The 23334-nt window shown below is 52.4% G+C and carries 16 protein-coding genes and 3 pseudogenes; 11 read left to right on the forward strand and 8 right to left on the reverse strand.

All coding sequences use genetic code 11. The features are described from left to right. The first annotated feature begins 87 nt into the window (after positions 1 to 87). From ppk1 to mgtE, 5 genes are all read left to right on the forward strand, one after another. Positions 88 to 2148 carry a polyphosphate kinase 1 gene (gene ppk1 / locus LC417_RS17155; RefSeq protein ID WP_010260075.1) on the forward strand — a complete coding sequence of 687 codons (2061 nt, stop codon included), beginning with the start codon at positions 88 to 90 and terminating at the stop codon, positions 2146 to 2148. Between the two features lie 5 nt (positions 2149 to 2153). Then, positions 2154 to 3680: an exopolyphosphatase gene (ppx, locus tag LC417_RS17160; protein WP_010260078.1), complete on the forward strand. Its 1527-nt coding sequence runs from the start codon at positions 2154 to 2156 to the stop codon at positions 3678 to 3680. 41 nt (positions 3681 to 3721) lie between these two features. Beyond that, on the forward strand, positions 3722 to 4336 hold the full coding sequence (gene tehB, locus LC417_RS17165; RefSeq protein ID WP_010671332.1) for a tellurite resistance methyltransferase TehB: 615 nt from the start codon (positions 3722 to 3724) through the stop codon (positions 4334 to 4336). 101 nt (positions 4337 to 4437) lie between these two features. Further along, positions 4438 to 4623: a YfgG family protein gene (locus LC417_RS17170; protein ID WP_010671331.1), complete on the forward strand. Its 186-nt coding sequence runs from the start codon at positions 4438 to 4440 to the stop codon at positions 4621 to 4623. Between the two features lie 140 nt (positions 4624 to 4763). Next, positions 4764 to 6197, forward strand: coding sequence for a magnesium transporter (mgtE, locus tag LC417_RS17175; RefSeq protein ID WP_031594028.1), 1434 nt, complete (start codon positions 4764 to 4766; stop codon positions 6195 to 6197). Positions 6198 to 6200: 3 nt separating this feature from the next. On the opposite strand, the gene LC417_RS17180 is transcribed toward mgtE, so the two are convergent. Continuing rightward, positions 6201 to 6698, reverse strand: a complete 498-nt coding sequence (locus tag LC417_RS17180) for an AlpA family transcriptional regulator (RefSeq protein WP_022624132.1) — start codon at positions 6696 to 6698, stop codon at positions 6201 to 6203. A 20-nt stretch (positions 6699 to 6718) separates the two neighbouring features. Beyond that, on the reverse strand, positions 6719 to 6964 hold the full coding sequence (locus LC417_RS17185) for a hypothetical protein (RefSeq protein ID WP_010671328.1): 246 nt from the start codon (positions 6962 to 6964) through the stop codon (positions 6719 to 6721). A gap of 193 nt (positions 6965 to 7157) precedes the next feature. On the opposite strand from LC417_RS17185, the gene LC417_RS17190 reads away from it, so the two are divergent. Next, positions 7158 to 7337 (forward strand): hypothetical protein, encoded by a 180-nt coding sequence (locus tag LC417_RS17190; RefSeq protein ID WP_022624131.1) that lies wholly within the window; start codon positions 7158 to 7160, stop codon positions 7335 to 7337. 30 nt (positions 7338 to 7367) lie between these two features. On the opposite strand, the gene LC417_RS17195 is transcribed toward LC417_RS17190, so the two are convergent. Beyond that, positions 7368 to 8141, reverse strand: a complete 774-nt coding sequence (locus LC417_RS17195) for a DUF3750 domain-containing protein (RefSeq protein ID WP_010260100.1) — start codon at positions 8139 to 8141, stop codon at positions 7368 to 7370. A 580-nt stretch (positions 8142 to 8721) separates the two neighbouring features. Between LC417_RS17195 and LC417_RS17200 the strand changes: the two are divergent. After that, positions 8722 to 8901: pseudogene (locus tag LC417_RS17200) on the forward strand (transposase); the annotation flags it as partial. Positions 8902 to 9079: 178 nt separating this feature from the next. Here LC417_RS17200 and LC417_RS22605 read toward each other — a convergent pair. Beyond that, positions 9080 to 9201 (reverse strand): annotated as a pseudogene (locus LC417_RS22605) (transposase); the annotation flags it as partial. Positions 9202 to 9326: 125 nt separating this feature from the next. Between LC417_RS22605 and LC417_RS22545 the strand changes: the two are divergent. Further along, positions 9327 to 11966, forward strand: a complete 2640-nt coding sequence (locus tag LC417_RS22545) for an ATP-binding protein (protein ID WP_223566179.1) — start codon at positions 9327 to 9329, stop codon at positions 11964 to 11966. Between the two features lie 706 nt (positions 11967 to 12672). Here LC417_RS22545 and LC417_RS17210 read toward each other — a convergent pair. The 3 genes and pseudogenes from LC417_RS17210 to guaB all read right to left on the reverse strand — a co-directional run. Then, positions 12673 to 13365, reverse strand: a pseudogene (locus LC417_RS17210) (tyrosine-type recombinase/integrase); the annotation flags it as partial. Between the two features lie 303 nt (positions 13366 to 13668). Continuing rightward, positions 13669 to 15249 carry a glutamine-hydrolyzing GMP synthase gene (gene guaA, locus LC417_RS17215; RefSeq protein WP_010671325.1) on the reverse strand — a complete coding sequence of 527 codons (1581 nt, stop codon included), beginning with the start codon at positions 15247 to 15249 and terminating at the stop codon, positions 13669 to 13671. Positions 15250 to 15317: 68 nt separating this feature from the next. Then, positions 15318 to 16784 (reverse strand): IMP dehydrogenase, encoded by a 1467-nt coding sequence (gene guaB, locus LC417_RS17220; RefSeq protein WP_223566180.1) that lies wholly within the window; start codon positions 16782 to 16784, stop codon positions 15318 to 15320. A 168-nt stretch (positions 16785 to 16952) separates the two neighbouring features. Here guaB and xseA point away from each other — a divergent pair, with 168 nt between their 5' ends. From xseA to LC417_RS17235, 3 genes are all read left to right on the forward strand, one after another. Next, entirely contained in the window at positions 16953 to 18326 is a 1374-nt protein-coding gene (gene xseA / locus LC417_RS17225; protein WP_033758621.1) for an exodeoxyribonuclease VII large subunit, read from the forward strand. A 780-nt stretch (positions 18327 to 19106) separates the two neighbouring features. After that, complete coding sequence (locus LC417_RS17230; RefSeq protein WP_033758623.1) at positions 19107 to 20120, forward strand: M4 family metallopeptidase; 1014 nt, start codon at positions 19107 to 19109, stop codon at positions 20118 to 20120. Further along, positions 20117 to 20449: a protealysin inhibitor emfourin gene (locus LC417_RS17235; protein ID WP_010671321.1), complete on the forward strand. Its 333-nt coding sequence runs from the start codon at positions 20117 to 20119 to the stop codon at positions 20447 to 20449. The genes LC417_RS17230 and LC417_RS17235 overlap by 4 nt, the downstream gene beginning before the upstream one ends. 270 nt (positions 20450 to 20719) lie before the next feature. Here the strand turns inward: LC417_RS17235 and LC417_RS17240 are convergent, their stop codons facing one another. Beyond that, positions 20720 to 23161, reverse strand: a complete 2442-nt coding sequence (locus tag LC417_RS17240) for a glucose/quinate/shikimate family membrane-bound PQQ-dependent dehydrogenase (protein WP_050679732.1) — start codon at positions 23159 to 23161, stop codon at positions 20720 to 20722. Between the last annotated feature and the right edge of the window lie 173 nt (positions 23162 to 23334).

Below are 23334 nucleotides of genomic sequence, written 5' to 3' on the forward strand. Positions count from 1 at the left end.
CCTGGCGTTGGACAACGCTGCCATACTCTCGCCATAATGTTGGTGGATACTGGATCTTCAGTCCTGCAACCGCTAAATGGAGTGAGAATGGGTCAGGTAAAGCTTTATATTGAAAAAGAATTAAGCTGGTTATCCTTTAATGAACGGGTTTTGCAGGAAGCAGCAGACAAAAGCAATCCACTGATTGAGCGGATGCGCTTTCTGGGTATCTACTCCAATAATCTCGACGAATTCTATAAAGTGCGTTTTGCCGACCTCAAACGCCGCATTCTGATTGGTGAAGAGCAGGGTTCCGCCAGTACGCCACGCCATCTGTTTAAGAAAATTCAGCAGCGGGTAATGAAGTCCGATCAGGAGTTTGATGCGTTATATAACGATCTGCTGCTGGAGATGGCACGTAACCAGATCTTCCTGATCAATGAACGTCAGCTTTCATCCAATCAGCAGGCGTGGCTGCGCCACTACTTCAAGCACGAACTGCGTCAGCATATCTCGCCGATTCTGATCACCCATGAAACGGATCTGACCGAATTCCTTAAAGATGACTACACCTACCTGGCGGTAGAAATTATCCGCGGTGACAATATTCAGTATGCGCTGCTGGAAATTCCGTCCGACAAAGTCCCGCGTTTCATCAATTTACCGGCTGAGCCACCGCGTCGCCGTAAACCGATGATCCTGCTGGATAACATTCTGCGCTACTGCCTGGATGACATTTTTAAAGGCTTCTACGACTACGACGCGCTCAACGCCTATTCAATGAAAATGACGCGTGACGCCGAGTACGACCTGGTCACGGAGATGGAGTCGAGCCTGCTGGAACTGATGTCCTCCAGCCTGAAGCAGCGACTGACGGCGGAACCGGTGCGTTTCGTCTACCAGCGCGATATGCCCGACACGATGGTGTCGCTGCTGTGCCACAAGCTTTCCATCTCAAACCTGGACTCCATCCTGCCAGGCGGCCGCTACCACAACTTCAAAGACTTTATCGGCTTCCCGAACGTCGGCAAAAATAACCTGGTGAACCGCCCGCTGCCGCAGATTCGCCACATCGGCTTTGATGGCTTCCGCAACGGCTTTGATGCGATTCGCAATCGCGACGTGCTGCTCTACTACCCGTACCACACCTTTGAGCATGTGCTGGAGCTGCTGCGTCAGGCGTCGTTCGACCCCAGCGTGCTGGCGATAAAAATCAACATCTATCGCGTCGCGAAACATTCCCGCATCATGGATGCGATGATCCATGCCGCCTATAACGGTAAAAAAGTCACGGTGGTGGTGGAGCTGCAGGCGCGCTTTGATGAAGAAGCCAATATTTACTGGGCGAAACGCCTGACTGAAGCGGGCGTGCATGTCATTTTCTCCGCACCAGGCCTGAAGATCCACGCCAAGCTGTTCCTGATCTCACGCCGCGAAGGCGAAGAGATTGTGCGCTACGCGCATATCGGTACCGGCAACTTTAACGAGAAAACCGCGCGTCTCTATACGGACTACTCGTTGCTGACCGCGGATGCGCGTATCACCAATGAAGTACGTCGGGTGTTCAACTTTATTGAGAATCCCTACCGGCCCGTGACGTTCGATCATCTGATGGTCTCGCCGCAGAACTCGCGCAGGATGCTGTATGAGCTAATCGACACCGAAATTGCTAATGCGCAGCAGAATAAGCCCTGCGGCATTACTCTGAAAATCAACAATCTGGTGGACAAAGGTCTGGTTGATCGGCTTTATACAGCCTCCAGCGTAGGGGTGAAGGTCAATCTTCTGGTGCGCGGAATGTGCTCATTAATCCCTGACTTGCCCGGGATCAGTGAAAATATTCGTGTCATCAGTATTGTTGACCGTTATCTGGAACACGATCGCGTCTATATTTTTGAGAATGGCGGCGATAAGAAGGTGTTCCTCTCCTCCGCTGACTGGATGACACGTAACATTGATTACCGTATCGAAGTGGCAGTGGCGATTCTCGATCCCCACATCCGGCAGCGCATACTCGACATTATTGCTATTCAGTTGAGTGATACGGTGAAAGCCCGCATCGTCGATAAAGAGTTGAGTAACCATTACGTCCAGCGCGGCAATCGTCGTAAAGTGCGATCGCAGCTGGCCATTTATGATTACATCAAGAAACTGGAACAACCTGAATAAATCCTATGCCAATTTCTCATAAAAGTACGCCAAAACCCCAGGAGTTTGCGGCGATTGACCTGGGCTCGAACAGTTTCCATATGGTGATTGCGCGGGTTGTCGATGGTGCGATGCAGGTACTGGGCCGCCTTAAGCAGCGCGTCCATCTGGCTGACGGGCTGGATGCCCGGCACAACCTCAGCGAGGAAGCGATGGAGCGGGGGTTAGCCTGCCTGGCCCTGTTCGCCGAGCGCCTGCAGGGGTTCAGTCCGAGCAACGTGACGATTGTCGGTACCCACACGCTGCGCGAGGCGGTCAACGCCGAAACCTTCCTGCAACGTGCGGCCGAGGTGATCCCTTATCCGATCGAGGTGATTTCGGGCCATGAAGAGGCTCGCCTGATCTTTATGGGCGTTGAACATACCCAGCCGGAGAAAGGCCGCAAGCTGGTGATCGATATCGGCGGCGGCTCCACCGAACTGGTCATAGGTGAGGATTTTGAACCGCAACTGGTTGAGAGCCGACGCATGGGTTGCGTCAGTTTCGCCCAGCTCTATTTCCCGAAAGGTGAAATCAGCCGTGAAAACTTCCGTCGCGCCCGTTTAGCGGCCGCACAGAAGCTGGAAACGCTGGCGTGGCAATATCGTCTGCATGGCTGGCAATATGCGCTGGGCGCGTCCGGCACCATCAAAGCCGCCTGCGAAGTGCTGCTGGCGATGGATGAAAAAGAGAAGCTGATTACGCCTGAGCGCCTCGAAAAGCTCTATGACGAGGTGATGAAACACAAATCCTTTGCTGCACTCAGCCTGCCGGGTCTGTCGGAAGAGCGTAAAGGTGTGTTTGTACCCGGGCTGGCGATTCTGTGCGGCGTATTTGATGCGCTGGCCATTCGCGAATTGCGCCTCTCCGACGGTGCGCTGCGTGAAGGCGTGCTCTATGAGATGGAGGGCCGTTTCCGCCATCAGGATATTCGCAGCCGTACTGCACAGAGTCTGGCGAACCATTACGCTATCGACAGCGATCAGGCACGACGCGTGCTCGACACCACCGAGCAGCTTTATCTGCAGTGGCGCGAGCAGAATCAGAAACTGGCGAATCCACAACTGGCCGCACTGCTGAAATGGGCGGCGATGCTGCACGAAGTGGGCCTGACCATCAATCACAGCGGCCTGCAACGCCATTCAGCCTATATTCTGCAAAACACCAACCTGCCGGGCTTCAATCAGGATCAGCAGATGCTGCTGGCGGCGCTGGTCAGATTCCATCGTAAAGCAATAAAGCTTGATGAGCTGCCGCGCGTGACGCTGTTCAAGAAAAAGCAGTTTGTGCCGCTGATCTTCCTGCTTCGCCTGGGTACCCTGCTGAATAATCAGCGACAGGCCACCACGCGTCCGGAGGCGTTAACCCTGAAATGCGATGACGGCCACTGGACGCTGACCTTCCCGGCGGGCTATTTCACGCAGAACAACCTGGTTCAGCTCGATCTTGAACGGGAGCAGGTTTACTGGAATGACGTCACGGGATGGAAACTGATCCTCGAAGAAGAAGTCTGACAACACGGGCGCCTGGCGCCCGTTTAACTGAAATGATGAATATGACACAACCAACCGCACCCCTTTCAGGCGAAAACTATTTTGCCGAAACCTATGGTTTAACGCCGCCCCACTCCGAAGTGGTTGCGGCGCTGCCCCAGCTCAACGTCGGCAAGGCGCTTGACCTTGGCTGTGGCGTGGGACGCAATACGCTGTTTCTGAATCAGCACGGTTTTGACGTCACGGCGTGGGATCATAATCCGCAAAGCCTGGCGCGCCTGCAGGAGATTATTGCGCAGGAAAATCTCAGCGGCATACATACCGAGCAGCGCGACCTGAACAACACGCGCTTTAATGGCGGCTTTAACTTTGTGCTGTCGACCGTGGTGATGATGTTCCTGCAGCCGCAGACTATTCCGCAGCTGATTGCCGACATGCAGGCCTGTACGGTCAGAGACGGTTTTAACCTGATCGTGGCGGCGATGAACACGGACGATATGCCCTGCCCGGCTGATTTCTCCTTTGCGTTTAAATCAGGTGAGCTCAGCCACTACTACCGCAACTGGCACATCGTGAAGTACAACGAGCACCCCGGTCAGCTGCATCGCACAGATGAAAATGGCAACCGCATCACCTGTCGGTTTGCGACGCTGCTGGCGCAAAAAGCGAGTTACTGATCTTTATCTGCTGTTTTTTTCAACAGCGATTGATTTCATCAGGCGACTGTGACTAAATATTGCAGTCGCCCCAGATGGGGTCATTACAGGAACCACCCCGCGTGAACAGCGCTATTTCTCCCCGAAGACGTCAAAAAACCGGCACCATGACCCGCATTGTGTTGCTGATTAGTTTTATCATTCTTTTTAGTCGCCTGATTTTTATCCTGCCTGCTGCCTTCGAGCATCATCAGCAACAGAAAGCTATTCCTGAACCGGTTGCCATAACATCAGGCGATACGCGATAGCGAATAACCAATAACGACCTTTCGCCTCAAACGTACCTGAAACTTAAACGTTATCCAGATAACTGGACTCTTTTTTGCATCCCTTTTTCAGGCGAAACGCTACACTTCGTGCTGGTGCTTTCAGACTTAAGGGATCCAATGTGTCTGCCTCTCACTCTCAACGTTTAAGTGAAATACGTCATCGCATTCTGACGCTGCTGCTCAGCGAGCACGATCTGGTTGATGCCCTGCTGGAGAAATCGGGCGATCTCAATCCTGAACAGCAACGTGAAAATGCGGCCCAGCGTGACGCGCTGGAGCAGGACATTCTGCAACTGCATGCCGCTGACCTCGCGGATATTCTCGAAGCCCTGCCCGAAGAAGAACGTCAGGCGCTGTGGCGGCTGGTGCCGAACGAGCGGCGCGGCCATGTGCTGGTTGAAGCGTCTGAAACGGTCTGGGCCAGCCTCACCGAAGAGATGAGCGACCGCGATATCCTGCGCGCTATCCAGCCGCTGGATATCGACGATCAGGTCTGGCTGGCGCGTTATCTGCCACGTGACCTGACCGGACGCCTGCTGGCAACGGTGGAGCCCGCCCTGCGCGCCCGCATGCTCGATATGGTGCAGCTTGACCGTGACCGCGTAGGCCGCGTGATGGATTTCAATATCCTGACGGTGCGTGAAGATGTCACGCTTGCAACGGTGCAACGCTTTCTGCGCAAGCGCAAAAGCATGCCGGGCGGTACCGATAAACTCTTTATCACCAATAAAGATAATCAGCTGCTGGGCGAACTGCTGCTGACGGACATCCTGCTTAACAAACCCAAAACCCTGGTGAGCGACGTGATGAACGCCCGCCCTACCACCTTCCAGCTCAATGATAAGGCCGAAGACGCTGCCAGTGCCTTTGAACGTTATAACCTCATTTCAGCCGCCGTCACCGATGCGAAAGGCAAGCTGATTGGCCGCGTGACCATTGAAGACATCATCGATCTGGTGAATGCCGAAAACGAAAGCAATATTCGTAAAATGGGGGGGATCAGCCAGGAAGAGGATGTGTTCGCGCCGGTGCGTAAATCGGTACGTAAACGCTGGGCCTGGCTGGCGATTAACCTCTGCACCGCCTTTGTCGCCTCCCGGGTTATCGGGCTGTTTGAAGGGACGATTTCGCAAATCGTGGCGCTGGCCACGCTGATGCCGATCGTCGCGGGTATCGGCGGCAATACCGGTAATCAGACCATCACCATGATTGTGCGGGCGCTGGCCTTACATCAGGTTGAACCGGGCAACTTTTCGTTTTTGATCGTCCGCGAGCTTGGCGTGGCGCTGATCAACGGCCTGTTCTGGGGCGGCATCATGGGCGGCATCACCTGGATGATGTATGACAATATGGCGCTGGGCGGCGTTATGATGCTGGCTATGGCGCTTAATCTGCTGCTGGCCGCGCTGATGGGCGTGCTGGTGCCGCTGGTCATGACTAAAATGAATCGCGATCCCGCCGTCGGCTCCAGCGTATTGATCACTGCCCTTACCGACACCGGCGGCTTCTTTATTTTCCTGGGGCTGGCGACAATCTTCCTGCTGCCGCACTGATCGTCAGGCTTGCAGACCGTAACGTTGCAGCGATCCGTTAAGATTGCGCTGCCGCGTTACCTGTGCCAGCTCTCGGGTCGCCGCAGGCAGCGTATAGTTACCACGCTGACTCAGCCACTCCAGCACATCCGCTAAGTGCCAGATGGCGGTTTTACCGTCATGCACCGGCAGCGGAAACGGCGGGCGGTGGCTGAGCATCAGCTTACGCATATTCTGACGCGTCATGCCGATGATCTCCGCCACATCCGTCAATCCCACAAAATCGGGTGCGGCTTCCACCAGCGTGGCCCCCGGTATCGCACGCAACACATCCTCTTCTGCCTGCTTCAATACATCCGTTGCAGAGTCAGACTCCCGGGTGAACTCCAGTGCAATTCTGCCCGGCATGCCCAGGCCGATTAGCGCATCATCACAGCCTGCCGCTGCCAGCGTTTCCAGCAGTTCATCCACCGGCGCATGCCCTTCCGGCAGGCTGAACCGTAATGTGAAACAATATTCCATATGCTTCTCCTTGTGCTGCATCAGGACTTCAGATAGTGACAGTTGTCGACCACGCGTCGCAGCGCGCGGGCATGCTGATGTGCGTTTTTTGGTGTGCTCCAGATACAGGTCAGACAAAACTCCCCGCATCGGCACATCAACAGATTTTTCGGACAGTACATTTTTCCCCAGGCGTGATGGCCTCCCGTGACGACCAGCCAGCCATGGGATTCGGCGTAACGTAACGCCGTTTCGATCTCTTTGTTGGGATGCCGCTTCCTTGCCATGTTTTTCCCTATCCTGACGCCGAATTGATAAGTTGTCAACTGACAACCTGATGAAATTATCTTAGTGCGGCTCAGCATGCGCAGACTTTTTCTCGCAGTAAAACAGTCAGGGTATAAACTGGAAAACGTCACACAAAAAACGATCAGCGCCAGAAGTCATCTGGCAGCAGAAACGATTAACAACGGAGGCAATATGTTTAAAGCAGAGGATTTTGTTCAGTCGAAAACCGGCGGCCCGAAAATGCAGGTGCTGCGCGTCGAAGGCGACACCTTATGGTGTGCACGCGTTGATGATGCGGCGAAAAAAGAGATCGAAGTAAAAGCAGAGAGCGTCAATCTCTATCACGAAGAGGGTGACTTTGGCGTGTGCTGAAGTGAAACGGCCCCTGACGGGGCCAGACTGTCAGGGCTTATCCTGCTGAAGGTTGTCATTTCCCAGGCCGCCAATAAACGGCAGACGCAGCCGGAACGGTGTGAAATCGACTCCCATGTTCAGGCCCAGCAGATTCACTTCAAATCCCTCTTCTGCACCCAGCGTCACTCCCGCCACACCCAGAATCGACACCTGCACACCGCGCCCGGATGGCGGCAGCCCGACCGGACGCCACAGTGGCCGGTAATCTTTACCCAGCGCGTTAGCGGGCAGATCAAGCCTTAAAGCGGGTACTTCGCGGCCAATATGCGCCAGGAAGGTGTTGCTGTTCGGTCCTGGCCAGGCGCGGTAGGTTGTCGGCCACGGATAGGATTTAATGGCGGCTTCAATCTGCGGGATCATCGCTTCTGCTTCCGGTCCGCGATGTTCCACCAGCAGCCGCGGTTTTGCGCCATACCAGTAGCCATCAGGCAGGTTGGTGTTGCGCCGGACTTTATCGCCGCTGCCCCAGCTAATCACTTCGTAGCGAGTGAATCGAGTTTCACCTGCGCGCTTGAAGATGATCCACGGATGCACCGCCACCGCCCCTTTCCAGCCATAGGTCGGCGCAGCATAGACCTGTACAATAGCCAGGCTATATAAAGCGCGCGGGTCGGGTGCTATCCCGGACGAATCACGTCGGGCGGTCGCCCAGCCGCCCGGCTCTGCGGTTTCGCTGTGACGCGTCGCCTGCGCAATGCTGGCTCCCAGCGATAGCAGCAGTACGGCAACAAAAAACAGGCTGAACACTTTAAGTGAGAGCATGACAACATTCCTGGTGACGTAAGAATCGCGAATCGCCTGTTCAGCAGGCGGTTTCAGTAAACGGCGGCTTTGGGATACGGACGATCGATGAAAGCGGCGGCTTTGGGATACGGACGATCGATGAAAGCGGCGGGTAAAAGCGGGACACAACTGACGTCAGTTGCGGGCTTTTACTGCATGGAGGATAGCGTAATTTCCGGCAAAGTGAACAGGAAAACACCAGCGACGGACCTGGATGTGCTGAAAGGTTAAAATAGCGAGTCTGCACACGGTCAGAGCAATAAAAAAGCCCGCTGAGGAGCGGGCTTTCAAAGCGTCAGTATTTAATCGGCGAGAACCGGGTTATTGCCACTCTATTATTAACTCAACAAGAAAGTCCATTTAAAAAAATAGCATTATATAAAAGCTATCAGGCTGCCATGAAAAATGCCATTCACAGTAAAAATGTTCAAGAAGTTGGATTAACCTTTCTCGTGATAGAGGCTGCCTCTGCAGGATGGCAACTCATCTGCCCTGCCCCCCGTTAATTAATACACCGCGATGTTAATAATGTCTTCATCAACAACGTGAAGACATCTCCATGAAGAAGCGTTTTTCCGACGAACAGATCTTCAGTATCCTCCGCGAGGTCGAAGTCGGGGTTTCTGCCCGGAAACTCTGCCGCAGGCACGCTATTTCAGACGTCTCTTTCTACACCTCACGCAGGAAGTTTGACGGCATGGGAGTATCCAAAATGAAGCGGCTCAAGTCACCTGAAGAGTAAAACGCCCGACTCAGGAAGCTGCTCGCTGAAGCTATGCTGGATAAAGAGGCGCTTTGGTTATCTCCGCATCTGGCATACCTATATGGGAACAGTTTAGTATTGCTGATGCAAGATAGTAGTAAGCAATAAACTAAAACCAGATAGAGCACTTGCAAAACGGTGGTAGTCCATAAATGTAATAGCTGGCTTGAAAGACACCAGCTTTACACAGACATCCTTAACAGTACGTCCGGCTTTGACGGACTTCAGAACGGTGATGATCAGGTGTTTGGTGAATCGGGGCTTTAGGCATAGCAATATCCTAAGAGTATAGAGTTAGTATGTCGGTACATCTCTAAAAATGATTGGTTCGATTTACAGGGATGTTTACAGTCAGTATTGTAATAAGATCAATCCAAAAAACTCATTAAATTAGGTGCATTGTGAATAATTTCAAAGAGACATTACTGTGGAAGATGGCCTTCGAAAGTGAACAGGCTAAAGCCCACCAATCATCTGTTGAAGCTCTCGTTGCTTCATTCACTAAAGCTAGAGAGAATGCGCGAGTTCTCGTATCAGAAATATCGATAGATCTTCCAAACTACACAGTTCATGATATAGAACACTTGGATGCTCTTTGGGAAATAAGCAGTCAAATTGTAGGTCCTGATTTTTTTATCAATCCAGTTGAAGGTTTTGTATTAGGGTGCAGTTTTCTTTTCCATGATTCTGCAATGACTATGGCAGCCTACCCAGGTGGTCTTGAAGAAATAAAAGACTCACGTGAATGGAAAAGAATACATAATAGAATCAAAAGCACAAGTAATGAAGATATTGATGACGCATCCATTATTGAAATATTCCTTCGAGAACAACATGCTATTCGTGCAGGGAATTTACCTAAAGTATCATGGAAAGGAGACTCAGGTTTACGCTACCTAATTGATGATGCAGACGCCAGAGACAAATTTGGTGATTTTATTGGGCAAGTAGCAGCATCTCATTGGTGGGATCATTCAAAGCTTGAAAATAGCATGCAGGATAAAATAATCCCCGCACCTTCCCCTTTTCCTAGTAGTTGGTCCATTGACCTACTAAAATTGGCATGCGTTCTTCGTGTTGCAGATGCAGCTCAAATTGACGAACGTAGAGCTCCTGGTTTTTTACGTGCACTCAGAAAAAATAGACTATCCGACTATTCCAATCATCACTGGACCTTTCAAAACAAGTTAACTCAAGCTCAAAATCGAAATGACACTTTGTATTTCGCTGCATTACGCCCTTTTCCTAAAACTGAAGCCAAAGAGTGGTGGATGTTACACGACACCCTCAAAATGATTGATGTTGAGCTAAGGAAAACTGATGATTTATTGGCTAGACGCAGGGGAAATGAATGCCGATTTGCAGCTCGCCGTGTTTCAAATATCGAGTCTGCAGCAAATTTAAAAACCTGTATTCAAACCGATGGTTGGCATCCAATTGATACTGAATTTTCAATTTCAGATATTCCGCAGCTTATTGCAAACTTAGGTGGTGACCAACTTTACGGTCATGACAACATGGCAGCATTAAGAGAAATCATACAAAACGCTATGGACTCTGTGCGTCTCAGACAAATTGTAGATCCGCAAGCACCTTCTCCGTTGGTTGAGGTCGAGTTAATTAAAGAAAAGGATTCATATTTACTCAATGTTAGAGATAATGGTGTAGGTATGTCTGAAGTCTCCATAGTTGAAAATCTACTTTCCTTTGGGAAAAGCGGCTGGCTGAGCGATACAGCTATTGGAGAGTATAACGATAACTTCCCTCATAAAAATAACGTTTCAGGTCGCTATGGAATAGGTTTTTTTTCTATTTTCATGCTTGGGGATACAATAGCAATTAAATCTCGCCGCTTTGATTCCAGCCCTGACCAAACAACTCTATTATCATTTCCTGAAGGCCTGAATACTCGTCCACTACTGTGTGGAGCTGAATACACTGATAGAATGACTGCTGGAGGGACAGAAATATCCGTGTATCTAGATATGGAAAAACTTCAGAAAGATTTATGGTATTCGGAAACTAAACATGATTTTTGGTCAGTATCTAAAAATGGCATAAAAGTTCTAAATGAGGCCATATCAAGGAGTTTCCCAACATCCAACGTTCCGATAAAAGTTACATTTGGAGATATTTTCGAGATCATAGATGGTAGGAACTGGGAAACGGAGCCAGTATCGGATTTCCTTAAAAGGGTTGAGGGTGATTCATATCTTGATGAAATTGGGTTACCGTTCGAATCTACCGTATCATTAATAAAAGAAGATTCAGGTGAAATTGTTGGTAGAGCGACCCTTTATCCTGACAGACTTTCCAACAGATACCATCCATACGAAAGTATTTCAGGTACAGTTTCGTCCCAAGGTGCAAAAATATGCACAGGTTCTTTCAGAGGAGTTTTATTAGGAATACCAGTAAGGGCAGCAAGAGATTTTGCATCTCTGCTAGCCTCTTCCGAGGCAATACAAAAATGGGCAACAGAACAAAGCTTTTTGTTGCAAAAAATTGTATCCAAAGATGAAGATCAAGAAACCATTGCCGAACAAATTGCCTCGATCGGCGGGAACATTGGACATTTAAAATTCTGTGAAATTGGTGGGAGCTATTTTAATAAACCTGAACTCCTTAATTATTTGAAACAGAAAAATGAGGTATGGGTTATTTTCAACTCAGCTGCATCCTTAGAAAGACCAAAAGATAAACCATCTAAAAGAACAGAATCTTGTATCTCTGTTGGATATGGTGTTCGTGGGTTTATAAATGGCCCACTGTGGGCACGATCGCTTCCTGAGTTGGAAAACCAAAAAGCATTGAATGAAATCGTTCTTGAAATAATTAGTGAAGAATTTAACATACCGGATAACGTCATAAAAAAACTCACTAAAATTGAAGATGGCCACTCAGTTTATAAAGCATCATCTCCAGCCTGGCAATGTGATGACGGCACTGTAGTTTTTATTGACGGGCAATACTTCAAACGTAACATGAGTCTTGATGACGTTGATCAATTTTTCAGTCCTGAAAAGCAAACAGATGATTAATTAATATCCAGCCACACAATAATTCAGCATACAAATATCTAAAAAAAGCCCAGATGATGGGCTTTTTTTATTAATAGAACATCTTCAATAGCGTTGACACGTTCCTGGATTAAATCAGGAGAACGTGATGACAACTGAATTCAAACGTTCTAATCGTGATTATCCTAGCTTTTTAAAACAGCTGTCGTTGAACATGTAAAATAAACATGAGATGATCTATAAAAATTCCAGCAGCGATTTGATATTAAGGTGTGCTTCAGCGTGCTTGTCTGACTACGTAAATATGGCCTACCCGACTGGAGCCCTGGATTTCTAGACTTAGTGAAAAATAGACTGCTGTAACTTAGATAAATATCCCACTCAAATCGAACAAAGAATTAAGAAACCTGAAGAACAGTTCGAACTGGCGAACCAGCCGTGAGGCTGCAGAATTTATTGAAATTAATCTAGATACCAAAAGGACTGTGCTAGTCCATGCCAAGGTTGATAACGTTGGAGAAGATAATGCGAGGTATCATGTTGGCGGATTGCTGAACGCGAGTCGCCAAGCACTTGCCAGCCTAAGGTTTATTTCACGATGCCCCCATCCACTATATGTACGGCGAGGAATTGTCTAATTAACATGCAGACTAATAAAGTTAAGCTAGCCGGGCATAGCCGCATATTTTGCAATTCCAATGCACTAATGACTAAATTTTACGTACCATAAATTAATCGCTGCTCTGATTGATGGCGTAGTGCCTACATGTTTCATATAGTGGTACATCAATCCAACTTCACCTGCCGTCAATGTCCTGTTACGAGGCTCAAATTTTGCTATGCTTGCAGGCCGTACCCGATCAGCTGGATTCTCCACCTTCTGACCGCGCTCAATAGCCCAGCAATAGACTTGCAATACAATCTCTCTGGCGTGCACAGCTGTCGCCGCTGCCCCTCTCTCGAAAATGTTATCGGTTAATGCGCGTAAGTCTTCATGTGTAATCTCAATCAGTTTCTGCTGGGCAAATTTTGACTTCAACTCCCTTTGATATACCGAACGCCGCATATCACGCGTCGATTCAGCCATTTGATAACCGCGTAACCATTTCTCAGCCCACGCACCAAAAGTCTCCGCATCTTTGATACGCGCTTTATCTCTGGCTTTCTCCCTCGCAGGCGATCTTCCACCGGCAACCATTTTTTTAGCTTCATTGAGCCGTTCACGCGCTTCTGCAAGCGTAATCCCTCCAACACCATAGCGGCCAAAAGTAACGGTCCCCTGTCTTCCGTTTATCGAATAGTTATAACGAAATGAGATCGTCCCCGCCGGAGTGATCGCAACGTACAGACCATCACGGTCATTAACTTTATAGAGTTTCTCCTTCGGCTTAAGGTGACGCAGCCTGGTGTCAGTCAACATGGTTTATTGTTTTCCTATATAAATTAATACCATGTTGCAAAAAGCTCAGAAAAGTCATTTAACCCTCTGTTTTTAAGTGAGTTATAAAAAATACCATAACTCAATCGACATTTATCACATGGTACTTTCTCAAATCTGAATTCTAAACCAGAGAGTACTATCAAAAATTCCATTGAAAAAACCGTGCTTCCCGTTGCTAACAGCTGCCAGAAAGTGTCAGACACAAAAACAAAAAAGCCCGCAGTGATGCGGGCTTAGAGGTGCTTTACTGCTTTTACGTACTGGCTGTTGCCAGACGCGAAATCATTCCCACTCAATCGTCGCTGGTGGCTTACCGCTGATGTCATACACCACGCGGGAGATGCCGTCGACTTCATTGATGATGCGGTTAGAGACACGACCCAGGAAATCATACGGCAGGTGCGCCCAGTGTGCGGTCATAAAGTCGATGGTTTCCACCGCACGCAGCGAGACAACCCAGTCATATTTACGGCCATCGCCCATCACGCCGACTGAACGTACCGGCAGGAAGACGGTGAAGGCCTGGCTGACTTTGTTATAGAGATCCGCTTTATGCAGCTCTTCAATGAAGATGGCATCGGCACGGCGCAGCAGGTCGCAATACTCTTTCTTCACTTCGCCCAGCACGCGCACGCCCAGACCTGGGCCCGGGAACGGATGGCGATAGAGCATGTCGTAAGGCAGGCCCAGCTCCAGACCAATCTTACGCACTTCATCTTTGAACAGCTCACGCAGCGGCTCAACCAGGCCCATCTTCATCTCTTTCGGCAGGCCGCCGACGTTGTGATGCGATTTGATGACGTGCGCCTTACCGGTTGCAGAGGCCGCAGACTCAATAACATCCGGATAGATGGTGCCCTGTGCCAGCCACTTAACGTCCTGCAGCTTCAGCGCTTCTTCGTCGAAGACTTCCACAAAGACGCGACCGATAATTTTACGTTTCGCTTCCGGCTCATTCTCACCTGCCAGCGCGTCGAGGAAGCGCGCTTCGCCTTCAACGTGAATAATGTTGAGGCCGAAGTGGTCGCCAAACATATCCATAACCTGTTGTGCTTCGTTCAGGCGCAGCAGGCCGTTATCTACGAACACACAGGTCAGACGGTCGCCAATGGCGCGATGCAGCAGCATTGCCGTCACGGAGGAGTCAACACCACCAGACAGGCCGAGGATCACTTTGTCGTTGCCGACCTGCACACGCAGGCGTTCAACCGCATCTTCAATGATTTTGGCTGGCGTCCACAGGGCTTCACATTCACAGATGTCGATAACGAAGCGCTCAAGCATCCGCAGGCCCTGGCGGGTATGGGTCACTTCCGGGTGGAACTGCACGCCGTAGAAACGCTTCTCTTCGTTAGCCATGATGGCGAACGGACAGGTTTCTGTGCTGGCAACGGTCACGAAGTCAGCCGGGATCGCCGTGACTTTGTCGCCGTGGCTCATCCAGACATCCAGCAGCGGTTTGCCGGCGGCGCTGATCGCATCTTCAATATCGCGAACCAGAGCGCTTGGCGTCGTCACTTCAACCTGCGCATAACCAAACTCGCGCTCAGTTGAGCCAGCAACGGTGCCGCCCAGCTGCATCGCCATCGTCTGCATACCGTAGCAGACACCCAGCACCGGCACGCCAGCGCTGAAGACATATTCAGGCGCACGCGGGCTGTTCAGTTCGGTGGTGCTCTCCGGGCCACCGGAAAGGATGATGCCGCTTGGGTTGAACTGGCGAATCTGCTCTTCGGTAACATCCCATGCCCAGAGTTCACAGTAAACGCCCAGCTCGCGTACGCGACGTGCGACCAGCTGAGTATATTGTGAGCCGAAATCGAGAATCAGAATGCGATGCTTATGGATATTTTCCGTCGTCATTGAGGGTTTTCCAGAACGGTGACTTAATCAATAAAAGCGCCCGGCTGAAGCCGGGCGGGAAATCGGGATTATGAACCCATGCGGTAGTTCGGTGACTCTTTGGTGATGGTCACATCATGCACGTGGCTCTCATTGATGCCGGCGCCGCTGATGCGGACAAACTCCGCCTTAGTGCGCAGGTCATCAATGGTCGGGCAACCGGTCAGGCCCATGCACGAGCGCAGGCCGCCCATCTGCTGATGCACGATCTCTTTCAGACGGCCTTTATAGGCCACGCGACCTTCGATACCTTCCGGCACCAGTTTGTCAGCGGCGTTATCGGTCTGGAAGTAGCGGTCAGAAGAGCCTTTAGACATCGCGCCCAGTGAACCCATACCGCGATAGGATTTGAACGAACGGCCCTGATAGAGTTCGATCTCGCCCGGTGACTCTTCGGTCCCCGCCAGCATCGAACCGACCATGACACAGGACGCACCGGCGGCGATCGCTTTCGCGATGTCACCGGAGAAACGGATACCGCCATCGGCAATCACCGGAATACCGGTGCCTTCCAGCGCGGTGACTGCGTCAGAGACGGCAGTGATCTGCGGAACGCCCACGCCGGTTACGATACGGGTAGTACAGATAGAGCCCGGGCCGATACCCACTTTAACGGCGCTGACACCTGCCGCAACCAGCGCCAGTGCGCCTGCACCGGTGGCTACGTTGCCGCCGACGATTTCAAGGTCCGGGTATTTGGCACGGGTTTCACGGATACGTGACAGCACGCCTTCAGAATGGCCGTGTGAAGAGTCAATCAGCAGCACGTCAACGCCCGCTGCAACCAGCGCATCGATACGCTCTTCGTTACCTGCACCTGCGCCAACTGCCGCACCGACACGCAGACGGCCCTGCTCATCTTTACAGGCATTAGGTTTACGTTCAGCTTTCTGGAAATCTTTAACGGTGATCATGCCCAGCAGATGGAAGCTGTCATCTACCACCAGCGCTTTCTCAACGCGCTTTTCATGCATCCTGTGCAGCACCACATCGCGCGCTTCGCCCTCTTTCACCGTCACCAGACGATCTTTCGGGGTCATGACTGCAGAGACAGGCTGTGAAAGGTCAGTGACAAAGCGCACGTCACGACCGGTGATAATACCCACCAGTTCGTTGTCGCGGTTAACCACCGGATAGCCCGCAAAGCCGTTGCGCTCGGTCAGCGCTTTAACGTCAGCCAGTGGGGTGGTTGGCAGGACGGTCTGTGGTTCAGTCACCACGCCGCTTTCATGTTTCTTCACCTTGCGCACTTCGTCCGCCTGGCGTTCGATTGACATATTTTTATGGATGAAGCCAAAGCCGCCTTCCTGTGCCAGCGCAATCGCCAGACCCGACTCGGTCACGGTGTCCATGGCAGCGGAGAGCATAGGAATATTTAAACGGATATTTTTGGTCAGCTGAGTGCTGAGATCGGCCGTATTCGGCAGGACGGTGGAGTGTGCAGGGACGAGCAGAACGTCGTCAAAAGTGAGTGCTTCTTTAGCGATTCTTAACATGGCAATACTCCACCTCGGGTGATTGAGAATAGATAAAATATTGCCGCGGCATTATACAGGCCGTAATCGATTGCCTCCAGCATTATTTACGAAAAACTCTTGATCCGCACTGGCAGCCCTGTAGTATCGATGAATTAACCTGCTGATTTGGAATTTGATCTTCGTCACATGTCGCTGCCACCCATCGCCAATATTTTTACCGTCAGCCGTCTCAATACGACAGTGCGTCAGCTGCTGGAGAAAGAGATGGGCCTGGTCTGGATCAGCGCCGAGATCTCCAACTTCACGCAACCGGCATCCGGTCACTGGTACTTCACGCTGAAAGATGATGGCGCTCAGGTTCGCTGTGCTATGTTCCGCAACAGTAACCGACGCGTCACCTTCCGTCCGCAGCATGGTCAGCAGGTGCTGGTGCGCGCCAACATCACTCTCTATGAGCCACGCGGTGACTATCAGCTGATTGCCGAAAGTATGCATCCGGCGGGTGAAGGCTTGCTGCAGCAGCAGTTTGAACTGCTGAAAGCAAAACTGGCTACCGAAGGACTGTTTGATCCGCAGCATAAGCAACCGCTGCCGGAACCGGCGCGTCAGGTCGGGGTGATCACCTCTTCCACCGGCGCGGCGCTGCACGATGTGTTACGCGTGCTGCATCGCCGTGATCCCTCCCTGCCCGTGGTCATCTACCCGACCGTGGTTCAGGGCGTCGATGCGCCAGCGGCTATCGTCCGCGCAATTGAAATCGCCAACCTGCGCAACGAGTGCGACGTATTAATTGTCGGACGCGGCGGCGGTTCGCTGGAAGATTTGTGGGGCTTTAACGATGAACGCGTGGCGCGCGCCATTTTTGCCAGCCGCATTCCCATCGTCAGCGCGGTGGGTCATGAAACCGATGTCACCATTGCCGACTTCGTTGCCGATTTACGTGCACCCACCCCTTCCGCCGCGGCTGAAATTGTCAGCCGTAACCAGCTGGAGTTGCTGCGTCAGTTGCAGTCACAGCAACAGCGGCTGGAGATGGCGATGGATTACTACCTGGCACGTCAGCAGCGGCTTTACTCCCGCCTTGAACATCGTCTGCAACAGCAGCATCCGCAGCTGCGTCTGGCCCGTCAGCAGACCGCCCTGTTCCGCCTGCAGCAGCGACTGGGAGAAGCGATGGAAACCCGCCTGCGTCAGGCCACGCGTCAGCAGGATCGTCTGTCGCATCGACTCAATGCCCAGCAGCCTCAGCAGCGGCTGTTCGATGCGCAAAAACAGTTGCAAAGCTGGCACTACCGCCTGCAGCAGAGCATGACAAAACAGCTGAGCACCAGCAAACAGCACTTTGGTCAGTTGGTGGCGCAGCTGGAAGGCGTCAGCCCGCTGGCGACGCTGGCGCGCGGTTTTAGCGTGACCACCGACACTGCCGGACAGGTGGTGAAGAAAACCGCACAGCTCCAGAGCGGCGACCTGCTCCGTACCCGTCTTGATGATGGCTGGGTTGAAAGCCAGGTGACGCAGTTACTGCCTGAAAAAAAGCGCCGCCGCAAAACCGCCTCCTGACTCTGCCCGTCAGCTCACACTTTTACACTTAACGCTGGCCTTACTAATGAGGTCTAACCCGCCTGACGGGTCTATACTTTCTGGCACATTCCCTGTCGCCAGGGCGTTTCAGATGGCTTGCCAACGTTGTTGCCTCAGAAAAGCGCCGCCGCAAAACCGCCTCCTGACTCTGCTCGTCAGCTCACACTTTTACACTTAACGCTGGCCTTACTAATGAGGTCTAACCAGCCTGACGGGTCTATACTTTCTGGCACATTCCCTGTCGCCAGGGCGTTTCAGATGGCTTGCCAAAGTTGTTGCCTCAGAAAAGCGCCGCCGCAAAACCGCCTCCTGACTCTGCCCGTCAGCTCACACTTTTACACTTAACGCTGGCCTTACTAATGAGGTCTAACCCGCCTGACGGGTCTATACTTTCTGGCACATTCCCTGTCGCCAGGGCGTTTCAGATGGCTTGCCAACGTTGTTGCCTCAGAAAAGCGCCGCCGCAAAACCGCCTCCTGACTCTGCTCGTCAGCTCACACTTTTACACTTAACGCTGGCCTTACTAATGAGGTCTAACCAGCCTGACGGGTCTATACTTTCTGGCACATTCCCTGTCGCCAGGGCGTTTCAGATGGCTTGCCAAAGTTGTTGCCTCAGAAAAGCGCCGCCGCAAAACCGTCTCCTGACTCTGCCCGTCAGCTCACACTTTTACACTTAACGCTGGCCTTACTAATGAGGTCTAACCAGCCTGACGGGTCTATACTTTCTGGCACATTCCCTGTCGCCAAGGAGTTTCAGATGGCTTATTGCGTTATTCCTCCCTATATCCTTCGCAAAATCATCGCGCACGGTTCCGGCCACCAGCAGGAGCAGGCGCGTCGCACCCTGACACACGTCCAGCACCTGATGGCGGAACACTGGCAAAAGCAGCCGGTGGCAAAATCCGCGGCAGGCGGCCACGTGGATCGTGAAATTTATGATGCGCAAAGTCAGCAGACCCTGCCAGGTAAGTTGATTCGTCAGGAGGGCCAGCCCGGCAATGACGACGTGGCGGCTGAGGAAGCATGGGACTATCTTGGCGTAACCTATGACTTCTTCTGGCAGGCTTATCAGCGTAATTCGCTGGATAATCAGGGGCTGAAATTGCTCGGTACCGTGCACTACGGTGACAAATACCAGAACGCCTTCTGGAACGGTCAGCAAATGGTATTTGGTGATGGTGACGGCGAAATCTTTAATCGCTTCACCATTGCGATTGACGTTGTGGCGCATGAACTGGCGCATGGCGTGACGGAAAATGAAGCCGGCTTGATCTACTTCGAGCAGGCTGGTGCACTGAACGAGTCACTGTCAGATGTGTTTGGCTCGCTGGTGAAACAGTTCAGTAAAAAACAGCGCGCCGATGAGGCGGACTGGATTATCGGCGAAGGCCTGCTGGCAAGCGGCATCAATGGGCGTGGTCTGCGATCGATGTCTGAACCTGGCTCGGCCTATGATGACCCGATGCTGGGCAAAGATCCGCAACCGGCACACATGGATCATTACGTGAAGACACGTGAAGATAATGGCGGGGTTCATATCAACTCCGGCATCCCTAACCGGGCTTTTTATCTGGCAGCAACAGCGCTGGGTGGTTATGCGTGGGAACAGGCGGGATATGCCTGGTACGACACGGTGTGTGACGACGAACTGCCACAGGATGCTGACTTCAAGACCTTTGCCCGCTTCACCGTTCAGCATGGTAAAAAACGGTTCAACGAATCGGTCGGCAGTGCCATTGAACAGGCGTGGAAGGAGGTTGGCGTGCTATGAGTGACCTGCCCGAACTCACTGATGACGCCACCATCATCGTCGCGCGTGAAGGCGGCATGGCCTTTATTCCGGGGCTACGCGCCGAACGACGCTTTATGCTGGGCGATCTGCCGCCGCCAGAAAGAGAGCGCGTCTGCCATGCGCTGCAGCAGGCGATGCCGCTGGGCGAACCGGAGGAGAAAGCCGCGCAGGTGGGCAGTGGCGATCAACGCTATTTTCGCATCCAGATTCAGTATGCAACGCACCGCGAGGTCGGGACGATAGTGCTGTTGATTCCGGAACAGGTGGCGCCACCTGAGTTGCAGGCGCTGTGGCGCGACGGTAAATAAGCAAAAAAAAGGCCGACAATGTCGGCCCTCAGACTGCTGATAATCCGATGTACATCTGTTAGCGACAAATGAGCTTAAAGCGAAGGTAACACGTTCAGAAGAGGAAAGCGTCCCGCGCCATGGACGGCGCGGGCCGAGCAGTCATGGATGACGATTTTGCGACTTTCCGATCTGACCGTGTTCCCTGAGCATGCTCGGTCTTACAGCGAACCAGGCAAGACTTTTCCGTAAAAAAGGGCCGACAATGTCGGCCCTTTTCATTAAGTGTTGTTACTTGCTGTCTGGCAGCGCGTAAGCAATTACATAATCACCACGGTCCGGTGACTGACGTGCGCCACCTGCCGAGATCAGGATATACTGCTTTCCATCTTTCGGTGAGACGTAGCTCATCGGGCCACCCTGACTGCCCACCGGCAGACGTGCTTTCCACACCTCTTTACCGGTTGAAGAATCAAAGGCGCGCAGATAGTAATCCTGCGTACCCGCGATGAACACCAGGCCGCCCTGCGTGGCCAGCGTACCGCCCAGCGTTGGCATGCCAACCGGCATTTTCACGCGCATCTTGATACCGAATGGTCCGGTATCCTGCACCGTGCCGACCGGCACCTGCCAGACGATTTTCTGCGTTTTCATGTCAATCGCCGACAGCGTACCAAATGGCGGTTTCTGACATGGGATACCCAGCGGTGACATAAAGCGATTTTTATTCACAGCATATGGCGTGCCTTTCAGCGGAACGGCACCCATACCGGTGTTGATCGCTTCGCCGCCGTTGCTGCCGCGCGCAATATTGCTGGTATCAGCCGGGATCATCTGGACCCACAGACCCAGACGCATATCATTGACGAACAACAGGTGGTTGTTCGGATCGACCGACATGCTGCCCCAGTTCATACCGCCCAGCGAACCCGGGAAGCTCAGAGACTTGTCGGTGTCCGGCACAGTGAACAGGCCATCATAGCGCATAGATTTGAAGCCAATGCGGCAGGCCAGCTGATCAAACGGCGTGGCACCCCACATGTCAGACTCTTTCAGCGTCTGGTTGCCAATCTGCGGCATCCCGGTCGAGTGTGGCTGCGTTTTGGTGTACTGCTCGTTCGGGATATGACCCTGCGGCATCGGCAGTTCTTCGACTTTGGTCAGCGGCTTGCCGGTCATACGGTCAAGTACGAAGATCATGCCGGTTTTGCCGCCAATCACTACCGCTGGTTTGGTAGTGCCATCTTTTTGCGGGAAGTCGATCAGGCTTGGCTGCATCGGCAGGTCAAAGTCCCACAGATCGTTATGCACGGTCTGATAGACCCACTTCTCTTTACCGGTCGTGGCATCCAGCGCCAGAACCGATGCGCCATATTTGTGATCCAGCTCAGTACGGTTCGCACCCCAGAGGTCAACCGACGAACTGCCCATTGGAATGAACACGGTGTTCATTGCCGGGTCGTAAGACATCGGTGCCCATGAGTTCGGCGTACTGCGGGTATAATCTTTACCCGGCATCAATATCGCATTCGGGTCAACATTGCCTGGGTCAAACGCCCAGCGCATCTGGCCGGTGATAACGTCAAAGCCACGCAACACGCCACCCGGCATATCCGTCTGCACGTTATCCGCTACGCGACCGCCGACCACCACAGTGGTGCCAGCCAGGGTTGGCGCTGAGGTCAGCTGATATTGCGGATCCGGTGCCTTGCCCATGCCCGCTTTGAGATCAACGATGCCGTGATCGCCAAAGTTTTCACAGAACTCACCGTTGTCAGCATTGATCGCAATCAGACGCGCGTCGATGGTGTTCATCAGAATACGACGCTGACAGCTGTCACCGGCTGGCAACACTGCGGCAGTCACAGGTGAAGACCCCGGCTTATCTGGCTGCTGCAGCGGTTTTGTGGCGTCAAAGTAAGCCAGACCACGACAGCGCGGCCAGACTTCCGCTTTGGCATTGATTTCACGTTTCCAGATCTGCTTACCGCTGTTGGCTTCAACGGCGATGACGTTGTTGTGCGGTGTGCAGAGATAAAGGGTATTGCCAATCTGCAACGGTGTCTGCTGATCTTCTGCGCCGTTGCCGGTCGGGCTGACAGGGGTATCACCGGTGCGGAAGGTCCAGGCCACCTGCAGATCTTTCACGTTGTCGCGGGTGATTTGATCCAGCGCCACAAAGCGGCTGCCCTGCGGGGTATTACCGTAGTTATCCCAGTCTTTCTGCTGTTTCGCTTTATCTACCGGGATTAGCGGCAGCTCTTCGCCCGTGCCTGCAACGGTAGGATGAGGCTGGAACATCTGCACCAGCGTAACAACCATGCCTGCCGCCAGCAGCGCAGAGAACGCATAAGAGGGTTTTGCCAGTGAGCGCTTACCTTCATGCTTACGCAGTGAAGGCCAGATCAGGAAGGCAAGCAGCATCAGTCCGGCAGGCACCATCAGGCGTGATACCAGCGGCCAGAATTCCAGGCCCGCGTCGAACAGCGACCAGATCAGGGTGCCGACAAAGACCAGCAGGAACAGAACCACTGCCGAGGATTTGCGACGGAAGAACTGAATTGCGGAGAGTACAGTGACGATACCCGCAATTAAAAAGTACCCGCTGCCACCAAGTGCAACCAGTTTGCCGCCGCCAATTGCAAAAAACAGACCGGTGGCAAGCAGCACCAGTCCGAGCAGCACGGATGCTATTCCCAGCCCCTTTCCGGAGCGGGAGGATGTTTCAGCCATAATACTTACTCTCCTGAATAAACAGAGCGCCCGGACAGATGCCATCCGGACGCCGGCGCGTTAAGTCAGTCCGCGCCGGGCACCGCTCGGTTTCAAATCAAATATAAACAGACCCGTGTCCGTGAGATCAAGGGGCCGGAAGAACACGGATGTGGCTGGCCCCTCCCACGACG

This window comes from Pantoea sp. OVA07A (assembly GCF_019969975.1).
Taxonomy (GTDB): Bacteria; Pseudomonadota; Gammaproteobacteria; order Enterobacterales; family Enterobacteriaceae; genus Pantoea; species Pantoea agglomerans.